Below are 15,952 nucleotides of genomic sequence, written 5' to 3'. Positions count from 1 at the left end.
AGGAAAAATATGAAAGAAAAAGCTTATATAACGACCCCGATATATTACGTAAACGACGTGCCACACATTGGTCATGCATATACGACCATTATTGCTGATACACTTGCTAGATTTAACCGCTTGCAAGGCAAAGAGACTTACTTTATGACAGGCACAGACGAGCACGGACAAAAGATCGAGCAAGCAGCTCGTGCTAGAGGCAAGACTCCAAAAGAGTACGCCGACGAGATCAGTGCGAAATTTAGATCACTTTGGGATGAGTTTGAAATAAGCTACGATCATTTTATAAGAACGACCGACGAAGAGCACAAACAAACCGTGCAAAATGTCTTTGAAAAGATGCAAGCAAATGGCGACATTTACAAAGGCGAATATGAGGGATTTTACTGCGTTAGCTGCGAAACCTTTTTTAATCAAAGAGACCTGCTAGAAGACAATCACTGTCCAGACTGCGGCCGAGTGACGTCTTTAGTCAAAGAAGAGAGCTACTTTTTTAAGCTTTCAAAATATGAAGACGCGCTTTTAAAATGGTACGAAAATGACGAGCTTTGCGTCATCCCAAAAGGTAAGAAAAACGAGGTCGTAAGCTTTGTAAAAGGTGGACTAAAAGATCTTTCAGTAACTAGAACGAGCTTTGACTGGGGCATAAAGCTACCAAAGAGCGCAAACGATGAAAAGCACGTTATGTACGTCTGGCTTGACGCGCTTATAAACTACCTAACAACACTAGGATATTCAAGAGATGACGCTAGAATGGATCTTTGGCCATACACTACTCACATCGTTGGCAAAGATATTTTACGCTTTCACGCAGTTTACTGGCCGGCATTTTTGATGAGTCTTGGCTTGCCATTACCAAAACACGTAGCAGCGCACGGCTGGTGGACCATAAATGGCGAAAAGATGAGCAAAAGTAAGGGTAATGTTATAAACCCAAGAGAGGTTGCAAATGCTTACGGACTTGAAAATTTCAGATACTTTTTGCTTAGAGAGGTGCCGTTTGGGCAAGATGGCGATTACAGCCAAAAGGCTTTGATCGAGCGTATAAATTCAGAACTTGGCAACGGACTTGGTAACTTGCTAAGCCGAATAGTTGGCATGAGTGCAAAGTATAGCGACTATAAAATCGGTTCAAAAGACGTGATCAAATTTCACAAAGCCGAACTTGATGAGGCCAAGGGCTACCTTGATGAGGCTATTAAAAATTTAGAAAATTTAGCGACGAACCGCTATTTAGAGGATCTTTGGAAGATCGTAACGCTAGCAAATGCAGCCGTTGCGAAGTATGAGCCATGGTCACTTGTAAAAGCTGGCAAAACTGACGAGGCAAACGCACTTGTAGCACTTTGCGCAAATTTACTTGCAAAAGTGGCGATACTACTTAGCCCAGCTATGCCAAAAACTTGTGCTAAGATAGCTGACACGCTTGGCTTTAGCATAGACACAGCATCTTATGAAAGCCTTGTTTTGAAAAATGAAATTTCAAATTTTACAGCAAAGGCCACCGAGCCACTTTTCCCAAGGATAGAAAAAGAGCTAATGAGCGAGGCAAATGAGCCGCCAAAGGTTGAGGTAAAAGCTGAGCCAAAAGAGGAGAAAAAAGAGGACGAGATCATTAGCATTGATGACTTTGCAAAGGTGGTGATAAAAGTAGGCGAAGTGCTCGAGTGCGAGAGAGTCGAGGGTAGTGAGAAGCTGCTTAAATTTAAGATAGATCTTGGCGAGGAGCAACCACGTCAAATTTTATCTGGTATCGCTAAATACTACGAGCCTAGCTCGCTTATCGGTAAGCAAGTTTGCGTTTTAGCAAATTTAAAAGAGCGAACGATGATGAAAAAATATGTCTCTCAAGGCATGATCCTAAGCGCATCTGATGGCTCATTAACACTTCTTGGTACGCAAGGCAAAGTTAAAAACGGTGCGATCGTTGGCTAAATGACAATAGAAAATTTAACTCGTCTAATAAATGCTGAGGCTCAAAATGCACCGACGATAACTAGCGTAAGCGAGTTTGTTTTCGAGCTAAAGCATGTAAGACGTGGCTTTGCGTATATTTGCTTAAATGCAAACGATAGCGACATAGAAACAGCGATTAAACAAGGCGCATACGCCATAATTAGCGAAGATAATGTGCCAATTATCGACAAAGAGATCGCTTTTTTAAAAGTTAGTAGCTTACAAACTGCCATGATAAAACTCATGAGATTTGAGGCTACTCATAAAGATTTAAAATTTTGCGCAGTAAATCCTTTTATAAATGACTTTTTAGAAAAATCAAAGCTTGGCTCTAATGCACACGTCATGTCAAAAAATATTACTGAGCTTTTCAATCAAATTTTTCACGCAAAGGTCTTTGATGTCTTTTTTGGCGATGATACAAGAACACTTCAGCGAATATCGCCTCTTTTTGAGACCATTTACACAGATACGACTATGCACGAGATAAATCCAAGCTCGATATTTTTTACAAGCACAGTATTTAAGCAAACATACTATCAAAACTTAAACATACCGCGAGTTTTTGCTGGAATGTTTTATGGGCTTTTAAAATTTCTTGATAAAAATAAAATTTCATTTAAGCCTTACGAAGGTAGGATTCACGGGCATTTTGACCCGATTTTTATAGATAAAAATTTTATTCCAACGAGCTTTGGAAATAGCTTTAGAGCTATAATCACTGAAAGCGATGAAGATCTATTTGTAAGTCAAAGTATATTTTTAAATAAAAAATTTAGCCCTGATGAGATAAAAATTTGCTTGCCAGAAGGCTCGTTATTAAAAGTACAAAATGCAATCTACTTTAAAAATTTAAGTGAGATAAAAAAGCTTAAAAATTTTATCTATATATTGATTTTATGCCAAAAAGAGGAGCTTTTAGAAGAGCTTCACAAAACATCTGAAGAAAATCTACTCTTTTAAGTTTTTATTATTTATAAGATCAATTAGCCTAACATCCTCACTTCTTACGATTAGACTTTTAGGCAGCTCAAATTTTTTTATCACTTCGCACTCTTTTTCTCTCATTTCACCATCATCTTTTTCATGATCAAATCCCAAGATATGAAGCAGTCCATGCGTAAAAAGTAGTGCAGTTTCAGCTTCTTCACTATGATTTAGCTCAGCAGCTTTCTCTTTTACCATATCTTTGTTTATAACGATTGAGCCAAGTGGGGCATGAATGACAAGCTCAAGCGGAAAGCTTAAGACATCTGTAGTTTTATCAATGCCTCGCTCGGTTTTATTTAGTTCTCTCATCTCTTCCTTATCGACAAAAACTAGCTCGATTTCTCCTAGTGTCAAATATTCACAAATTTCATCTAAAATTTTTGGATAGCTCTCTTCGCAAAGTATCATTTTAGGCTCTTTCCTTAGTAACTTTTTTGTATAATTCTAGCAAAAATAAAAGGCAAAATATGAAAAAAGCAGTTTGTATAATGAGCGGCGGTATGGATAGTACGCTTTGTGCTGTAATGGCAAAAAGGGCTGGATATGATATCGTAGCGCTTCATTTTGACTATGGCCAAAGGACGATGAAACGTGAAAAACGTGCATTTAACGAAATTTGTGAAAGATTGGGCATTACAAAAAAGATGAGTTTGGATGTTAGCTTTATTGCCCAAATAGGCGGGAATTCTTTAACCGATGAAAGTTTGCAAATAAGAAAAGATGGGGTGGAAAAAGATGTGCCAAATACTTACGTGCCTTTTCGAAATGGTATTTTTATCTCGGTCGCTGCCGCACTTGCCGAAAAAGAAAATGCACAAGCTATCTATATCGGTGTTGTAGAAGAAGACAGCTCCGGATATCCAGACTGTAAAGAAAGCTTCATAAAAAGTATAAACGGGTCCATAAATTTAGGCACATCACCTAGTTTTTCGTGTGAGATAATTACTCCACTTGTAAATTTAAGCAAGGCTGACATCGTAGCAAAATCTCTTGAGCTTGGCTCGCCACTAGAGCTTACTTGGAGCTGCTACGAAAGCGATGACAAGGCATGCGGGCTTTGTGATAGTTGCAGGCTAAGACTAAATGGCTTTAAAAAGGCAAATGCTACTGATAAAATCTTATATAAAAATCAAAAATTTTCCTTATGAGCCTCTAAAAGTGGCAAATTATTAAGCAAGAGCATTTAACGAATTTAAAGATACATCAACACTTAGGCTCTTACTGCCTATCAAAAACATAAATTCTCAGTCAAGTTTGCCAAAATTTAATAAAGAGGATTAAAAAGTAGTTGATAAATTTAGCCAAAAACGTACTAAGCACAAGGTAAAAATTTCTAAGTAATAAGTAAGTGGTTACTACTACGGCTTTTTAATGATCTTTATTTTTTCTTGTTGTCTTGTTTTTTATTTTGATCACTTTGGATTTTTTCTAAATTTATATATCCCATTTCAACAAGTTTATTATAAATTTGAGCGATTTTTGGTCCAGCCGCACTTCCGCCATGGCCACCATGCTCTATAACCATTGTGATAACGTATTGCGGATCTTCATATGGCGCATATGTAGTCATCCATGCATGAGATCTTTGCAAATACGCCATATCCTCCTCTTTCATACGTTTCTTTTCAGTTTGAGAAATTCCAACGACCTGAGCTGTTCCAGTCTTTGCCGCGACCTTTACAAGACTTCCTACAAAGTGCTTATTTGCCGTGCCTCTTGGGTGATTTGCCACTTCATACATTGCATGCCTAATGGCTGGTAACTGTGATTTTTCAAACGGCGTAAAAGCATCATCTGTTGGTGTAAAATCAATATCCTTGCCATCAATGCTCTTTAAAAAATGTGGAGTCACATTTAACCCAGTTGCAAGGCCTGCTGTATATTTTGCCACTTGCATAGGCGTGACTAAGAAATTTCCCTGTCCGATAGAAGTGATAAGGGTCTCACCTTGAAACCACGCTTTGCCATACTTCCTCATCTTCCACTCTCTACTTGGCAAAGTCCCCACAAACTCATTTGGCAAATCAACCTCGGTTTTTCTACCAAAACCCATACGTTCAAGTATCGGCACAATAGCGTCAATTCCTATCTTTTGACTACCTTTATAAAAATAATCATCACAGCTCTCTCTAATTGCCGTATTCATATTAACATTTCCATGTCCGTGAGAGTTCCAGCAGCGAAATTTACGCCCTCCAAGCTCATATGAGCCACTACAAAAAAAACTATCGTATTTACTCATGCCATTATCCAAAAACGCTAGCGCCATACCCATTTTTACGACAGAACCTGGCGGATAAAGGCCGTTTATTAGCTTGTTTGTAAAAGGATGATCGACGTTTTTTACAAGCTCTTCCCATTCAGGCTGAGAAATTCCAAGCACAAATGGATTTAGATCATACTCTGGAAAGCTACCAGCAGCTATGATAGCACCATCTTTTAGACTCATAACGATAACGCTTCCTGCATCCTTACCAAAGACATCAGCCACAAACTGCTGAAGCTCAAGATCGACTGCAAGCTTGATATTTTGACTTTGTGGTGCTTGATAGTTTATCTGTTCGATCTCTTCATTTAAGGCATTTACCTTTATCTTTTTAAAACCCTGAATTCCTTGTAAGATCGGATTATAAAACCGTTCCACACCACTTCTTCCAATATAATTTGTAAGCTTTGTCAAAGGATCATTATCCATATCTTTTTGATTTGCCCTACCAACGTAGCCGATGATGTGAGAAGCTAGATCGTTATACGGATAGTGGCGTTTTGAAGCGGGCCTTATCTCTAAATTTTCACGCAAAGAAAGTGATGCAAAAAATGGCAAAAATTTATCATAATCAATAAATTCGACCACATTTATAAAATCTTGGTTATAAGCTGAATCATTTTTTATGTATTCATTTTTAAGCTTTGTAACATTTAGATCACTAAATAGTGAGCCAATGTAAGATAGCTCATCATCTAAAATTTTTACCTTTTTATTAGCACTTAAATGAGGTCTAATGGATACCGAAAAGCCAAGACGATTAACAGCCATTGGCTTATCATGTACATCAAAAATGATACCCCTAACTGGCGGAATATAAATAGTCTTTATCGCGTTTTGTTCTGCGATCTCATTGTAGTAGGTATTTGAGTTTATGCTTAGATGATAAATTCGTCCCAAAAGTATAATCCAAAAAAGAGCGATCACACTAAAGACGATGCGCATTCTCATAGCACTTTATCCCTAAAAAGAACGATAGCAAGGATACTTTCAAATGCTATAAAAAATAGATATTCAGTCGAAAATGCTAAATTTTGCTCATTTAAAACGTAAGCAAATAGATTATTTACAAGAAATGTTAAAGTATATCCAGCTGCTACAAAGATGATAAGTAGGCAATTTCGCCACTTCATCGTGGTATAGAGCCAGTCTAAAATAAAATTATAAAAAAGCAAAAAGGCAATAATCGTTGAAAAAAGATGAAATCCATGAATTTGCTCAGCAAATATTATAAAAATTATCGCAAAGTACCAATTGTGCTTAAACTCGTCGTATTGCTTTTGTTTTCTTGAATACTCCAAAATCATATAAGTAAAAAAAATACCAATGAGTGGCGGCAAAAAACCAAATTGCGTAGTTGCGATCTCATATGAGAATAAAAAAACAGCCCACCAAAATTCTTTAAAAATTTTAATATCTAAGCTGCTTATGGTTTGCATTTTATCTACCAAGAGCGTTATTTATGATAGCTTCTCTAGCCTTTTCGATACCGCTTTTATTAAGAGTTGAGACCAAGATGCCGCTTGGGTCAAATTTCATTACCGCACTCTTTTGGCTTTGATTTAGCTTATCGCTTTTTGTATATAAATTTAAAATTTTCTGATCAGCTCTTAAAAAGCTTTTTAGATAAGCATCCACATTTACGTCTATGTCTAGGTCAAAATGTCTAGCATCAATTAGGTGTATAAAAAGTCTAATGTCGCTTCTAAATTTCAAAAACTCATCTAAATTTTTACGCCATTCATCATGCTTTGACTTTGCCACTTTTGCATAGCCAAAGCCTGGCAAATCAACCAAAATGAGCTTAAATCTATCTTTTTCTTCCTGCTCATCTTTTTGCTCACAAAACTCAGCCTCAAAAAAATTTATAAGCTGAGTTTTGCCAGGAGTCGATGAGCTTTTGGCTAGATTTTTTTGATTTACAAGTGTATTTATGAGGCTGCTTTTACCAACATTTGATCTACCCAAAAAGACAACTTCGCTTGTTACGAAGCTTGGAGCCTCTTTTATACTTGGACTTGATGTGATAAATTTAGCACTTAGTGGCCTTATCACTTATCTTTTTCCTCTACCTGAAAGATAAACTTAACAGGCTTTTTCTCATCACTGTTTACGCTATATGTGCCATCTTTTTGATTGACAACGATCTTTTCACCATAAACATTCTTATCAGTTTCTACCTCATGCAAATAGCCATTTCCACTAACAGTATAGACCTGTTTTGCTGGCTCGTATGTAAGAGTATTGCCTTTGCCGTCGTAGTGCTTATCTTTTATAAAGATTTTTGCTCTAGCATTGCCAGTGGCCACATATTTTATAGGTTGATGTTTTTTGTCAAAATAGACAACCACCTTATCTGCCTTAAGCTCATCAAATGAACCCTTTTTGATATTTACATTACCTATAAATTCACTAGTTTGCTTATTCTCATCTGCAAAAAAATCATTTGATGTGATTTCAACTTGCTCTGCATTTAAAAATGTAAAACCCAATATCACCGCTAAAATCGCTGATTTTCTTCTATCCATGCCCTTAACCCTTTTACCTGCGTTTGTTTTTTGCCAAGATCATAGCTTCCACTCTCACCCAGTGCCTTATCATTATTTCTTATGAGCGTGAAATTTGCTTCAGATCTTACTATTTTTGTTTTTGTTCCATATATCACTTCGTCACTTATAAATCTCAAACTATCGTTGTTTTCATAGTTCGCATTCTTTTGAAAGATGATTTCGTCATTTTGTGAGATTGCTTTGTCTGAGCTTAAAAAATGTTTTAAATTTCCTCTTAAAATTTTTGCTTTAAAACTCAAAAATTCATCTTTATCATTGTATCTATTTAGCTCATCAGCCTCGTAGACTCCGCTTATTTTCGTGGAATTTATCTCATAATCTATCACGTCATTTATCTGCATATTTGATATCTTTGTGTCGATCTTTAAAACATTTGCAAGATATGGATCTTGAGCCGCCAAAAATATCATCACGACACTAAAAATGGCCACGACGAAGTAGAAAATTTTTACAACCAACGCTTCGACCACTCGTCATATAAATTTTCTGATTTTATAATAAGCTCGATCATCTCTCTAACCGCGCCATTGCCACCTTTGTGCTTTAGTTTTGTCTTTACATCAAGCTCTTTTATCGCATCTTTTGGCTTAAAGCTCCAAGCAACTGCATTTAAAATTTTATAGTCATTGTAGTCATCGCCGATAGCTGCTGCGTTTTTAAAGCTAAGCCCTTCAAATTTTAATATCTCGCTTGCTACTTCAAATTTATCGCCAACGCCTTGATAGACGTGATTTATCTTTAGATCCTCAGCCCTTCGCTCAACGATGGCCGACTTTCTACCAGTGATGATAGCCACCTTTTTGCCAAGCTTTAGCCAGCTCTCTATCGCGTAACCATCTTTTACATCAAAAAATTTAAGCTCTTCGCCATTTGCATTGTAGATGATCTTGCCATCAGTCAGGCACCCATCAATATCTAAAAAAATAATCTCTATCATAAAACACCCTTTGTGCTTGGTGTGCCTATCCTTGCGTTTTTAGCAAGCGCTCTACGAAGTGCGACGGCAAATGATTTAAAAGTAGCTTCGATGATATGGTGAGTGTTTTTGCCACGAATTTGATTTAGATGAAGCGTGATGGCTGAATTTATAGCAACTGCCCTAAAAAACTCCTCCACAAGCTCAGTGTCAAACTCCCCTACTTTGGCATTTTCATTAAAATTTTCATATACAAGATAGGCTCTGTTGCTAAGATCTAGCGCACAAAAAACAGCTGCCTCATCCATAACAACGCTTGCTTCGCCAAATCTCTCAACGCCACTTACAGGATACAAGGCCTCTTTTAAAAGCTGACCCAAAACTATGCCGACATCCTCAACGCTGTGGTGAAAATCCACATGCGTGTCGCCCTTGCATGAAATTTCAAGATCAAGCAAAGAATGCTTTGTAAAAGCTTCAAGCATATGGTCAAAAAAACCAATGCCAGTATCTATCTTTGCAACACCAGAGCCATAAATTTTAAGCTTCATTGAGATTTGTGTCTCTTTTGTATTTCTAGTTAGTTCTAAAATTTCTTCTCTCACGCCCTAACCTCTTACTATAAATGCACCTTGGAATTTACCACTTCTTGCATAATCCCTGGCCTCGTCCTCACTTCTAAAGCCATTTAAAAATACTCTATAAATGGTAGATCCATCTATAGTAAATGTCTTAACTACCGACTTATAGCCATCTATGCTTTGATGTTCTCTTTGATATCTGTTTGCGCCCTCAAGGTTTTTAAATGAGCCAATTTGCACCATAAAATCTCCACCCACGACTCGTTGCTCTGACGAAATAATAATGCCTCCAGTTGGAGCTGTCGGAGAGACTGGATTTGGTACTTTTATGCCAGTGCTTGTTGGTTTTGTTTGAGTATTAATGCTTGCAATAGCATTAATATCTTCATTAAAGCCTATGACTTCCATACTGACTGGAGCCGTGCCTGTACCGATAATATCAAGTTTAGTTGCAGCCGCCTTTGAAAGATCTAAAACTCTATCAGCCACAAAAGGTCCACGGTCATTTACACGAACAATGACGCTTTTTTGATTTCTTAAATTTGTTACTTTAAGGATCGTATTCATCGGCAAAGTTTTGTGTGCTGCAGTCATGTTGTACATATTATAAATTTCGCCGTTTGAGGTTGTTTTGCCATGAAAATTTGGACCATACCAGCTTGCTGTGCCACTTGCCCTATCACCCACACTTACAACGGTTGGGTAGTATGTTTTGCCATTTATCGTGTAAGGTCTCATTGTTGCTTTTTGGATAGAAGCTGAATTGTTGCCCTTTACATTAGTTGGGCCACTTGGTGTAAATGGTGCCCCGCTCCAAGAGCAACCAGTAACTAGAAGAGTAAAACTTAGTCCTATATAAAATTTTAGGCTCTTATGGTATGACAATATTTGCTCCAACATTTAAATTTGAACTAGCAAAAGAATTTGCATCTTTTAAATCTTTTTCACTCACATTAAATTTTTTAGATAAAGAAGCTATCGTGTCACCAGTTTGGACTATATAGTTTTGAGATTTATTTTGTGCGGAAAATGGAATAATTAGTTTTTGATTATAGCTTACGGCATTTGTGCTAAGCTCGTTGTAGTCCTTGATCGCTCTATGACTAACACCTGTTTTTTTAGAGATAGAAAGTAATGTTTCGCCTTTTTTTACAACGTAGGCATAAAAATTATTTTTACCATTAAATGGCTTGAAATTTTCTGCAAAAAGCTGCTTTTTATTTTCAGGGATATAAACATAATAATCTTTTAGAGTTGGTGGAGTAAATACAAATTTTAAATGCGGGTTGTTATTTTTCATCTTTTTTGTACTAAGGCCGATACTATCGCCTATTTGAGCTAAATTTGTACCGCCAGGTACTTTTACTTTTACAAGCTTTAGTCCTCCGTTTATGTTTAACAAAGATGAATCTTTAGACATCAAGAAGTCTGCGTCTTTTGCGGTATATGCTGCTCTTAAAATTTTAATAACAAAATTTCTAGTTTCGGCTGGAAGGTATTTTTTCTCTGCGTCAAGAAGCGTTACAAGGTCATCTGTGCCAGCTTTTTGTATGGCTCTTTTTAAGGCACCATCACCGCAGTTATAGGCCATAGCTGCTAGATACCATTTGCCAAATTGATTTTTAAGCGACTTTAGATAATTTGTTGCTGCAATAGTAGACTCTACGGGATCTTTTCTCTCATCTACATATTGACCCACTTTTAAACCATGAAGTCTAGCCGTTTGCTCCATAAACTGCCACATGCCAGTAGCTTTTGCATTTGAGACTGTGTGATTTGAAAAGCCTGATTCTATCATAGCTAGATAAAAGAATGACTCAGGTACGCCTGATTTTTTGATCTGATCTTTTACCATTGGTATATACATATAACCATTTTTTAGAGCTTCTGTAAATGTTTCAAGTTGTGATTGTTTGATACCTTGTCTCATCTTTGCATAGTGAGAAGTCTTCATAAAGCTAGCATCAATGTCCAGCTCTTTTAAAATTTTTACCTGAGTATCGTATGAGCTTTTTTCAGGTGTATTTGCTAGTAGCAAGGTACTACATGCAAACATTAAAAATATTTTAAGCATTGCTTTCATTTCTATCCTTTTTCGTGTCAAAACTTAAGATGCTAGCATCTTAAACAAGTGCAACGCTCAAAATTTAAGCAAAGCACTTAAACAACCTTTTGGCATTATTTGAAGTTTTTTCACAAACAACTTCAAACTCAAGGTTTAAAATTTCAGCTATCTTTTTAGCAACAAATGTCGTAAACGCCGGCTCATTTCTCTTGCCGCGATTTGGTTCTGGCGTGAGATAAGGAGCGTCAGTTTCAATAACTATCCTATCAAATGGGATTTTTGGCAAAATTTCGACTAAATTTTTAGCATTTTTAAATGTTAAAACACCGCCTATACCAAAGTAAAAATTCCCAAATTTACAAAGCTCTAAAAGAAGTGGCGAAGCATTATAACAATGCAAAATCGCTCCAGCTTCAAGCTTTGGTGCATACTCTTTTAAGATATTAAAAGAGTCCTCATTAGCCTCCCTAATGTGAAGAATAACGGGTTTTTTTAACTCAACAGCTAAATCAAGTTGAGCTAAAAAAATACGTTTTTGATCTTCTTTTTCTTTTATCTTTTCATTTTCATCTTTTGGCAAGCGAAAGTAGTCAAGACCGCATTCACCAATCGCCACACACTTTTCATCTTTAGCAAAATTTCTTAAAATTTCAATATCAAAACTCTCTTTATCATATGGATGAACTCCAGTGGCAAAGAAAATGTCAGAATTTTCATGCGCTATTTTAGCCGCTTTTGGTAAATCATTGATATCAGCTCCAGGGATAATAAAGCCTTTTAGCCCTAAATTTCTAGCTTCACCTAAAATTTTATCAAGGTCAGGATCATAAACTTTACTATCCAAATGACAATGCGTATCTATAATCATAAAGCTATTTCTACTCTGTTTCTACCATTTTCTTTTGCGGTGTAAAGTGCTGAATCGCAAGCCTCAAGCATATCGTCTATCTCGCAATGCCCATTGCCAAAAGATACACCTATTGATATAGTAACTTTTACTTTTTCCTTTTTTATAGTTACTTTATTTTCAGCTACTTTGGCTCGTAAATTTACAAAAAATTTAACAGCTTCTTCTTTATTTATTTTTTTAAGGACAACGCAAAATTCTTCGCCGCCAAATCTAGCAACGATATCACTTCCTTTTGTATTATCATTTAAAATTTTTGCAATTGATTTTAGTACCTTATCTCCACCATCGTGGCCATATTTATCATTTATTTTCTTAAAATAATCAACATCAATCATTGCAAAAGCGTAAGGCTCATTAGTCTCTTCAGCTACATGAACATACTCTTCTACGTCAGAATAAAAAAATCTTCTATTATAAACTCCTGTTAAGAAGTCGCGATTTGCAAAATTTGCTATCTTGTTTATATTTTCCATCGCTTCGATCGTATTATTAACACGACATATTAGCTCTTCTTTTGAAAATGGTTTTGCTATAAAATCGCTCGCACCATTTTTTAAAAATATTGACGCGTCAGTCTTCTCGCTAGGCGATGTCATAACGATTACACCAAGACTATTTTTATCTTTTTCTTTTCTGACCTCTTTTAAAACCTCAAGACCGTCTTTTACCGGCATTCTATAATCAGTTATTATAAGATTTATATCAGGATTATCCGCAAAATAATTCATTGCCTCTTCGCCATGAGCTGCGGCCAAAACCTTAAACTGAAGGCTGGTTAATATCTTTTTTATCATATTTCTAAAAGGGAGCGAGTCTTCAACAACCAAAACCTTGTATTGCCTATTTTTGCTCAGTCTATTTATCATTTGAAAGATATAGTTGATATCGTCCATATTTCCTTTATAAACATAATCCACAATATCTTTATTTATAAAATTTTGCCTTGTTTCATCATCAATGCTACCTGTTAAAACGATAGCCGAAAGCCCTTTGGAAAGCGCATAATCAACAATTTCGCCATTTGGAGCATCTGGTAAATTTAAATCCAGAATAGTCATAAAATAATCTTTGTCATGCTCGCTAATTAACGTCTTAGCCTCGGCAAAACTATATGCAACATCAATTGTCATATCATCAATAGTCTTTTCCATCTGCATAACAATCAGCTTTGCTAGCGCCTTATTATCATCAACTACAAGGATTCTTTCCATATTATTCCTACAAAAATTTTTATCAAATTAGTGGCGATTTTATCAAATAAATTTATTTATAAAGCTTAAATTAATAATTTAAATTAAGCTACTTTAAAAGTCCTTTCGCAAAATTTATCGCTTCTTCGCTTATATGTTCGCCACTTATCATACGCGCTAATTCGCTCACTCGTTCATCTTTATCAAGCTCTCTTACGACCGAGTTTTCTCCGTGACGTTCTACCAAAAAGTGAGAATTTGCCTTTGAGCTAAGCTGTGGCTGATGTGAAATAGCAAAAATTTGATAAAAATTTGCAAGCTTAAGCAAGACATTTGCGATGCTCATCGCCTCTTTTCCGCTTAAATTTGCATCTATTTCATCTAAAATGATGACATCACCGCCCGTTTTTGTGATCTCGCTAGAGGCAGCTATGAAGGCTAGCCTTAAGCGGTTTAGCTCGCCTGAGCTTAAATTTTTAAGCGAGGTCTCGTTTAAATTTAGACAAATTTCATCAACACCCAAGATGTCAAGCTTTTTAGCCTCAATACTCAGCGTTATATCTGGCATATAAAGCTCTTTTAAATATGAATTTATCATACTCTCAAGCTCTTTTAAATTTACGCCTCTTGCCTTACTCAAAGTACCAGCCAGCTCATTTGCCTTTTTACTTAAAATTTCAAATTTCTTCTCTAGCTCGCTCTTTTCAAAGCTTAAATTTTCATATCTGGCAAGCTCTTTTTCCTTTTTATCAAGCGCTTCTAATGCCTCTTCCTCGCTGCCGTATCGCCTAATGATGGCATTAAGAGCTTCTATTCTATCAAGCACGCTCTCTACGTCGATATCGTCAAGCTCCTCCATATTTAGGCTATCTCTTGCGACCCTTAGCTCGTTCATCGCATCTTCAAAAAAGCCATTGTCAAGGTCGCTGATGCTTAGCGCCTCATTTACGCTATGCTCTAGCTCAAATATCCGCTCAGCCCTAGCCCACGCCTCATTTATCTTATCCTTTTTACTAAGCCTTTTTTTAGTCTCCATAAGCTCTTCAAACTCGCCTTTTTTAGGCCCGACGCTTCTTATCTTCTCGATCTCAAAGCTAGCAAGCTCCTTTAGCTCCTCGACCTTTTTCTCTTCCTCTTTTATAGTGGCTAGCTCTTTTGAAATTTTAGAAAATTCTAAAAACGCCTCTTCAAATTCTTGTTTTATCTCTTTAAATTTCTCATTTTTTGAAATTTCAAGCCTATCAAGCAAATTTAGAAATTTCTCATTTTCAAATTCATTTGCCTCTTTTGCCGAGAGATATTTGATGTGCTCGCGCGCCACTTGGGCTAAATTTTTCTTTGAGATGGCTTGTTGGTTTATAAAATACCTCGTGCTCTTATCTTTTAAAAGCTTGAAAATATTGACCTCTTCGTTTTCTATGCCAAACTCATCAAGCTCAAATTTATGCTCCACATCAGCTTCTATCAGCCTTGCCTCGCTATCTTTTAGTCCAAAAACAGCCATTATAGCACCCATCAGTACCGACTTACCAGCGCCACTAACGCCCGTAAACACACTAAGACCCTCTTTGAAATTTAGCTCGACATTTTTAAAATTTAGATAATCTTTAATCAAAATTCGATCAATCATTATAACCCCAGTGAAGTTTCTCTTTTAAAATTTGAAAATAATCTCTGCCAATATGGCGTATCAGCCTAGCTTTTTTGTCGCTAAGGCTCATGCTAACGGCTGAAATTTTACTCATATCAAACCTATCTTGCCCATCAAGTACCAAAATCGCATCACTATTTGTTCTAAATTTGACCGTGTGATTTTTTGTAAGTACAACTGGGCGCTGTGTAAGTGAGTGCGAGCAGATAGGAGTTACTGTAAAAACTTCGCTTAATGGATAGATAATAGGACCATTTGCACTCATGTTATATGCCGTTGTTCCAGCAGGTGTTGCCACTATGACGCCGTCTCCAAAATATGAATTAAAATATTTTTCATTTAAAAGCGCCTCGATATGCGTCATCGAGCCACCATTTTTACTAACGATGACTGCGTCGTTAAATGCTATCTTTTGCTCGGTTTTGCCATCGTTTTTGTGAAGTGTGACGTCTAACATAAAAGGCGTTTCTACCTCAAATTTATCATCAAAAAAGTCTTTAAAAAACTTCTCACTCTCATTTATCGTGATATCTGTTAAAAAGCCGAGCCTGCCAGCGTGTATGCCAAGTATGAGTGGCGAGATGTGAGCTAGCTTTCTGCAAGTTGAGATGATCGTGCCATCACCGCCAAGAGTGATAAGAAATTCGCACTCTTTGGCTAGTTTTATCAGCTCAAAGCCACTTTTTTCTACCTGCTTTGCACAGTTTTTTTCAAGCAAAATTTCAGCGTTATACTTTTTTAAAATTTTTTCTAGCTTTGCTAAATCCTGCTTAAATAATGGATAATCTTTCGCGATAAGTCCCACTTTTTTGGCGTTTGTGGTATTAAATTTTTGTTCATTTTTCATAGAAATGATT

At 36.5% G+C, this 15,952-nt stretch carries 17 protein-coding genes; 3 read left to right on the top strand and 14 right to left on the bottom strand.

All coding sequences use genetic code 11. From position 1 onward, the window contains the following. Nucleotides 1-9 precede the first annotated feature (9 nt). The gene (gene metG / locus FZ940_RS01805; protein WP_148821273.1) at nucleotides 10-1,935 is read left to right on the top strand and encodes a methionine--tRNA ligase; all 1,926 of its coding nucleotides are present in this window, start codon (nucleotides 10-12) and stop codon (nucleotides 1,933-1,935) included. Next, nucleotides 1,936-2,919: a ferrochelatase gene (locus FZ940_RS01800; protein WP_148821272.1), complete on the top strand. Its 984-nt coding sequence runs from the start codon at nucleotides 1,936-1,938 to the stop codon at nucleotides 2,917-2,919. Here FZ940_RS01800 and ybeY read toward each other — a convergent pair. Then, the gene (gene ybeY / locus FZ940_RS01795; RefSeq protein ID WP_084108568.1) at nucleotides 2,908-3,354 is read right to left on the bottom strand and encodes an rRNA maturation RNase YbeY; all 447 of its coding nucleotides are present in this window, start codon (nucleotides 3,352-3,354) and stop codon (nucleotides 2,908-2,910) included. The genes FZ940_RS01800 and ybeY overlap by 12 nt on opposite strands. Before the next feature lie 26 nt (nucleotides 3,355-3,380). On the opposite strand from ybeY, the gene queC reads away from it, so the two are divergent. Continuing rightward, nucleotides 3,381-4,094 (top strand): 7-cyano-7-deazaguanine synthase QueC, encoded by a 714-nt coding sequence (gene queC / locus FZ940_RS01790; RefSeq protein ID WP_262367578.1) that lies wholly within the window; start codon nucleotides 3,381-3,383, stop codon nucleotides 4,092-4,094. A 230-nt stretch (nucleotides 4,095-4,324) separates the two neighbouring features. On the opposite strand, the gene mrdA is transcribed toward queC, so the two are convergent. The 13 genes from mrdA to FZ940_RS01725 all read right to left on the bottom strand — a co-directional run bounded on the left by mrdA (nucleotide 4,325) and on the right by FZ940_RS01725 (nucleotide 15,942). Beyond that, nucleotides 4,325-6,163, bottom strand: a complete 1,839-nt coding sequence (mrdA, locus tag FZ940_RS01785; protein ID WP_148821270.1) for a penicillin-binding protein 2 — start codon at nucleotides 6,161-6,163, stop codon at nucleotides 4,325-4,327. Then, nucleotides 6,160-6,651, bottom strand: coding sequence for a hypothetical protein (locus tag FZ940_RS01780; RefSeq protein ID WP_084040994.1), 492 nt, complete (start codon nucleotides 6,649-6,651; stop codon nucleotides 6,160-6,162). Before FZ940_RS01780 ends, mrdA begins: the two co-directional genes overlap by 4 nt. A gap of 1 nt (nucleotide 6,652) precedes the next feature. Then, a complete protein-coding gene (gene yihA / locus FZ940_RS01775) occupies nucleotides 6,653-7,267 on the bottom strand; it encodes a ribosome biogenesis GTP-binding protein YihA/YsxC (RefSeq protein ID WP_148821269.1) in 615 nt (204 codons plus the stop codon). Continuing rightward, nucleotides 7,264-7,740, bottom strand: a complete 477-nt coding sequence (gene lptA / locus FZ940_RS01770) for a lipopolysaccharide transport periplasmic protein LptA (protein WP_148821268.1) — start codon at nucleotides 7,738-7,740, stop codon at nucleotides 7,264-7,266. The genes yihA and lptA overlap by 4 nt, the downstream gene beginning before the upstream one ends. Then, a complete protein-coding gene (locus FZ940_RS01765) occupies nucleotides 7,713-8,252 on the bottom strand; it encodes an LPS export ABC transporter periplasmic protein LptC (RefSeq protein ID WP_234400080.1) in 540 nt (179 codons plus the stop codon). The genes lptA and FZ940_RS01765 overlap by 28 nt, the downstream gene beginning before the upstream one ends. After that, entirely contained in the window at nucleotides 8,231-8,719 is a 489-nt protein-coding gene (locus tag FZ940_RS01760; protein WP_103604770.1) for a KdsC family phosphatase, read from the bottom strand. Before FZ940_RS01760 ends, FZ940_RS01765 begins: the two co-directional genes overlap by 22 nt. Next, nucleotides 8,716-9,291: an imidazoleglycerol-phosphate dehydratase HisB gene (gene hisB, locus FZ940_RS01755; protein WP_187422133.1), complete on the bottom strand. Its 576-nt coding sequence runs from the start codon at nucleotides 9,289-9,291 to the stop codon at nucleotides 8,716-8,718. The genes FZ940_RS01760 and hisB overlap by 4 nt, the downstream gene beginning before the upstream one ends. A 15-nt stretch (nucleotides 9,292-9,306) precedes the next feature. Then, nucleotides 9,307-10,164, bottom strand: coding sequence for a septal ring lytic transglycosylase RlpA family protein (locus tag FZ940_RS01750; RefSeq protein ID WP_148821267.1), 858 nt, complete (start codon nucleotides 10,162-10,164; stop codon nucleotides 9,307-9,309). Beyond that, nucleotides 10,151-11,362: a lytic transglycosylase domain-containing protein gene (locus tag FZ940_RS01745; RefSeq protein WP_107695422.1), complete on the bottom strand. Its 1,212-nt coding sequence runs from the start codon at nucleotides 11,360-11,362 to the stop codon at nucleotides 10,151-10,153. The genes FZ940_RS01750 and FZ940_RS01745 overlap by 14 nt, the downstream gene beginning before the upstream one ends. Before the next feature lie 64 nt (nucleotides 11,363-11,426). Beyond that, complete coding sequence (locus FZ940_RS01740) at nucleotides 11,427-12,212, bottom strand: TatD family hydrolase (RefSeq protein WP_148821266.1); 786 nt, start codon at nucleotides 12,210-12,212, stop codon at nucleotides 11,427-11,429. Then, entirely contained in the window at nucleotides 12,209-13,465 is a 1,257-nt protein-coding gene (locus FZ940_RS01735) for a GGDEF domain-containing response regulator (protein WP_148821265.1), read from the bottom strand. Before FZ940_RS01735 ends, FZ940_RS01740 begins: the two co-directional genes overlap by 4 nt. 88 nt (nucleotides 13,466-13,553) lie before the next feature. Next, on the bottom strand, nucleotides 13,554-15,074 hold the full coding sequence (locus tag FZ940_RS01730) for an AAA family ATPase (RefSeq protein WP_187422123.1): 1,521 nt from the start codon (nucleotides 15,072-15,074) through the stop codon (nucleotides 13,554-13,556). Further along, nucleotides 15,067-15,942: an NAD(+) kinase gene (locus FZ940_RS01725; protein ID WP_148821264.1), complete on the bottom strand. Its 876-nt coding sequence runs from the start codon at nucleotides 15,940-15,942 to the stop codon at nucleotides 15,067-15,069. Before FZ940_RS01725 ends, FZ940_RS01730 begins: the two co-directional genes overlap by 8 nt. Nucleotides 15,943-15,952: the final 10 nt, after the last annotated feature.

The organism is Campylobacter concisus, assembly GCF_902460415.1.
In the GTDB taxonomy this organism is placed as follows: domain Bacteria; phylum Campylobacterota; class Campylobacteria; order Campylobacterales; family Campylobacteraceae; genus Campylobacter_A; species Campylobacter_A concisus_Y.
The sequence above is the reverse complement of the archived record's forward strand: the minus strand, read 5'-3'. Positions and strand labels throughout refer to the sequence as shown.

Bases quoted from the DNA above. Each gene is read 5' to 3' on its own strand.
- FZ940_RS01780 (WP_084040994.1), bottom strand. From the start codon at position 6,651: ATGCAAACCATAAGCAGCTTAGATATTAAAATTTTTAAAGAATTTTGG.
- FZ940_RS01745 (WP_107695422.1), bottom strand. From the start codon at position 11,362: ATGAAAGCAATGCTTAAAATATTTTTAATGTTTGCATGTAGTACCTTG.
- FZ940_RS01760 (WP_103604770.1), bottom strand. From the start codon at position 8,719: ATGATAGAGATTATTTTTTTAGATATTGATGGGTGCCTGACTGATGGC.
- mrdA (WP_148821270.1), bottom strand. From the start codon at position 6,163: ATGAGAATGCGCATCGTCTTTAGTGTGATCGCTCTTTTTTGGATTATA.
- FZ940_RS01740 (WP_148821266.1), bottom strand. From the start codon at position 12,212: ATGATTATAGATACGCATTGTCATTTGGATAGTAAAGTTTATGATCCT.
- FZ940_RS01725 (WP_148821264.1), bottom strand. From the start codon at position 15,942: ATGAAAAATGAACAAAAATTTAATACCACAAACGCCAAAAAAGTGGGA.
- lptA (WP_148821268.1), bottom strand. From the start codon at position 7,740: ATGGATAGAAGAAAATCAGCGATTTTAGCGGTGATATTGGGTTTTACA.
- FZ940_RS01800 (WP_148821272.1), top strand. From the start codon at position 1,936: ATGACAATAGAAAATTTAACTCGTCTAATAAATGCTGAGGCTCAAAAT.
- FZ940_RS01735 (WP_148821265.1), bottom strand. From the start codon at position 13,465: ATGGAAAGAATCCTTGTAGTTGATGATAATAAGGCGCTAGCAAAGCTG.
- ybeY (WP_084108568.1), bottom strand. From the start codon at position 3,354: ATGATACTTTGCGAAGAGAGCTATCCAAAAATTTTAGATGAAATTTGT.
- metG (WP_148821273.1), top strand. From the start codon at position 10: ATGAAAGAAAAAGCTTATATAACGACCCCGATATATTACGTAAACGAC.
- FZ940_RS01730 (WP_187422123.1), bottom strand. From the start codon at position 15,074: ATGATTGATCGAATTTTGATTAAAGATTATCTAAATTTTAAAAATGTC.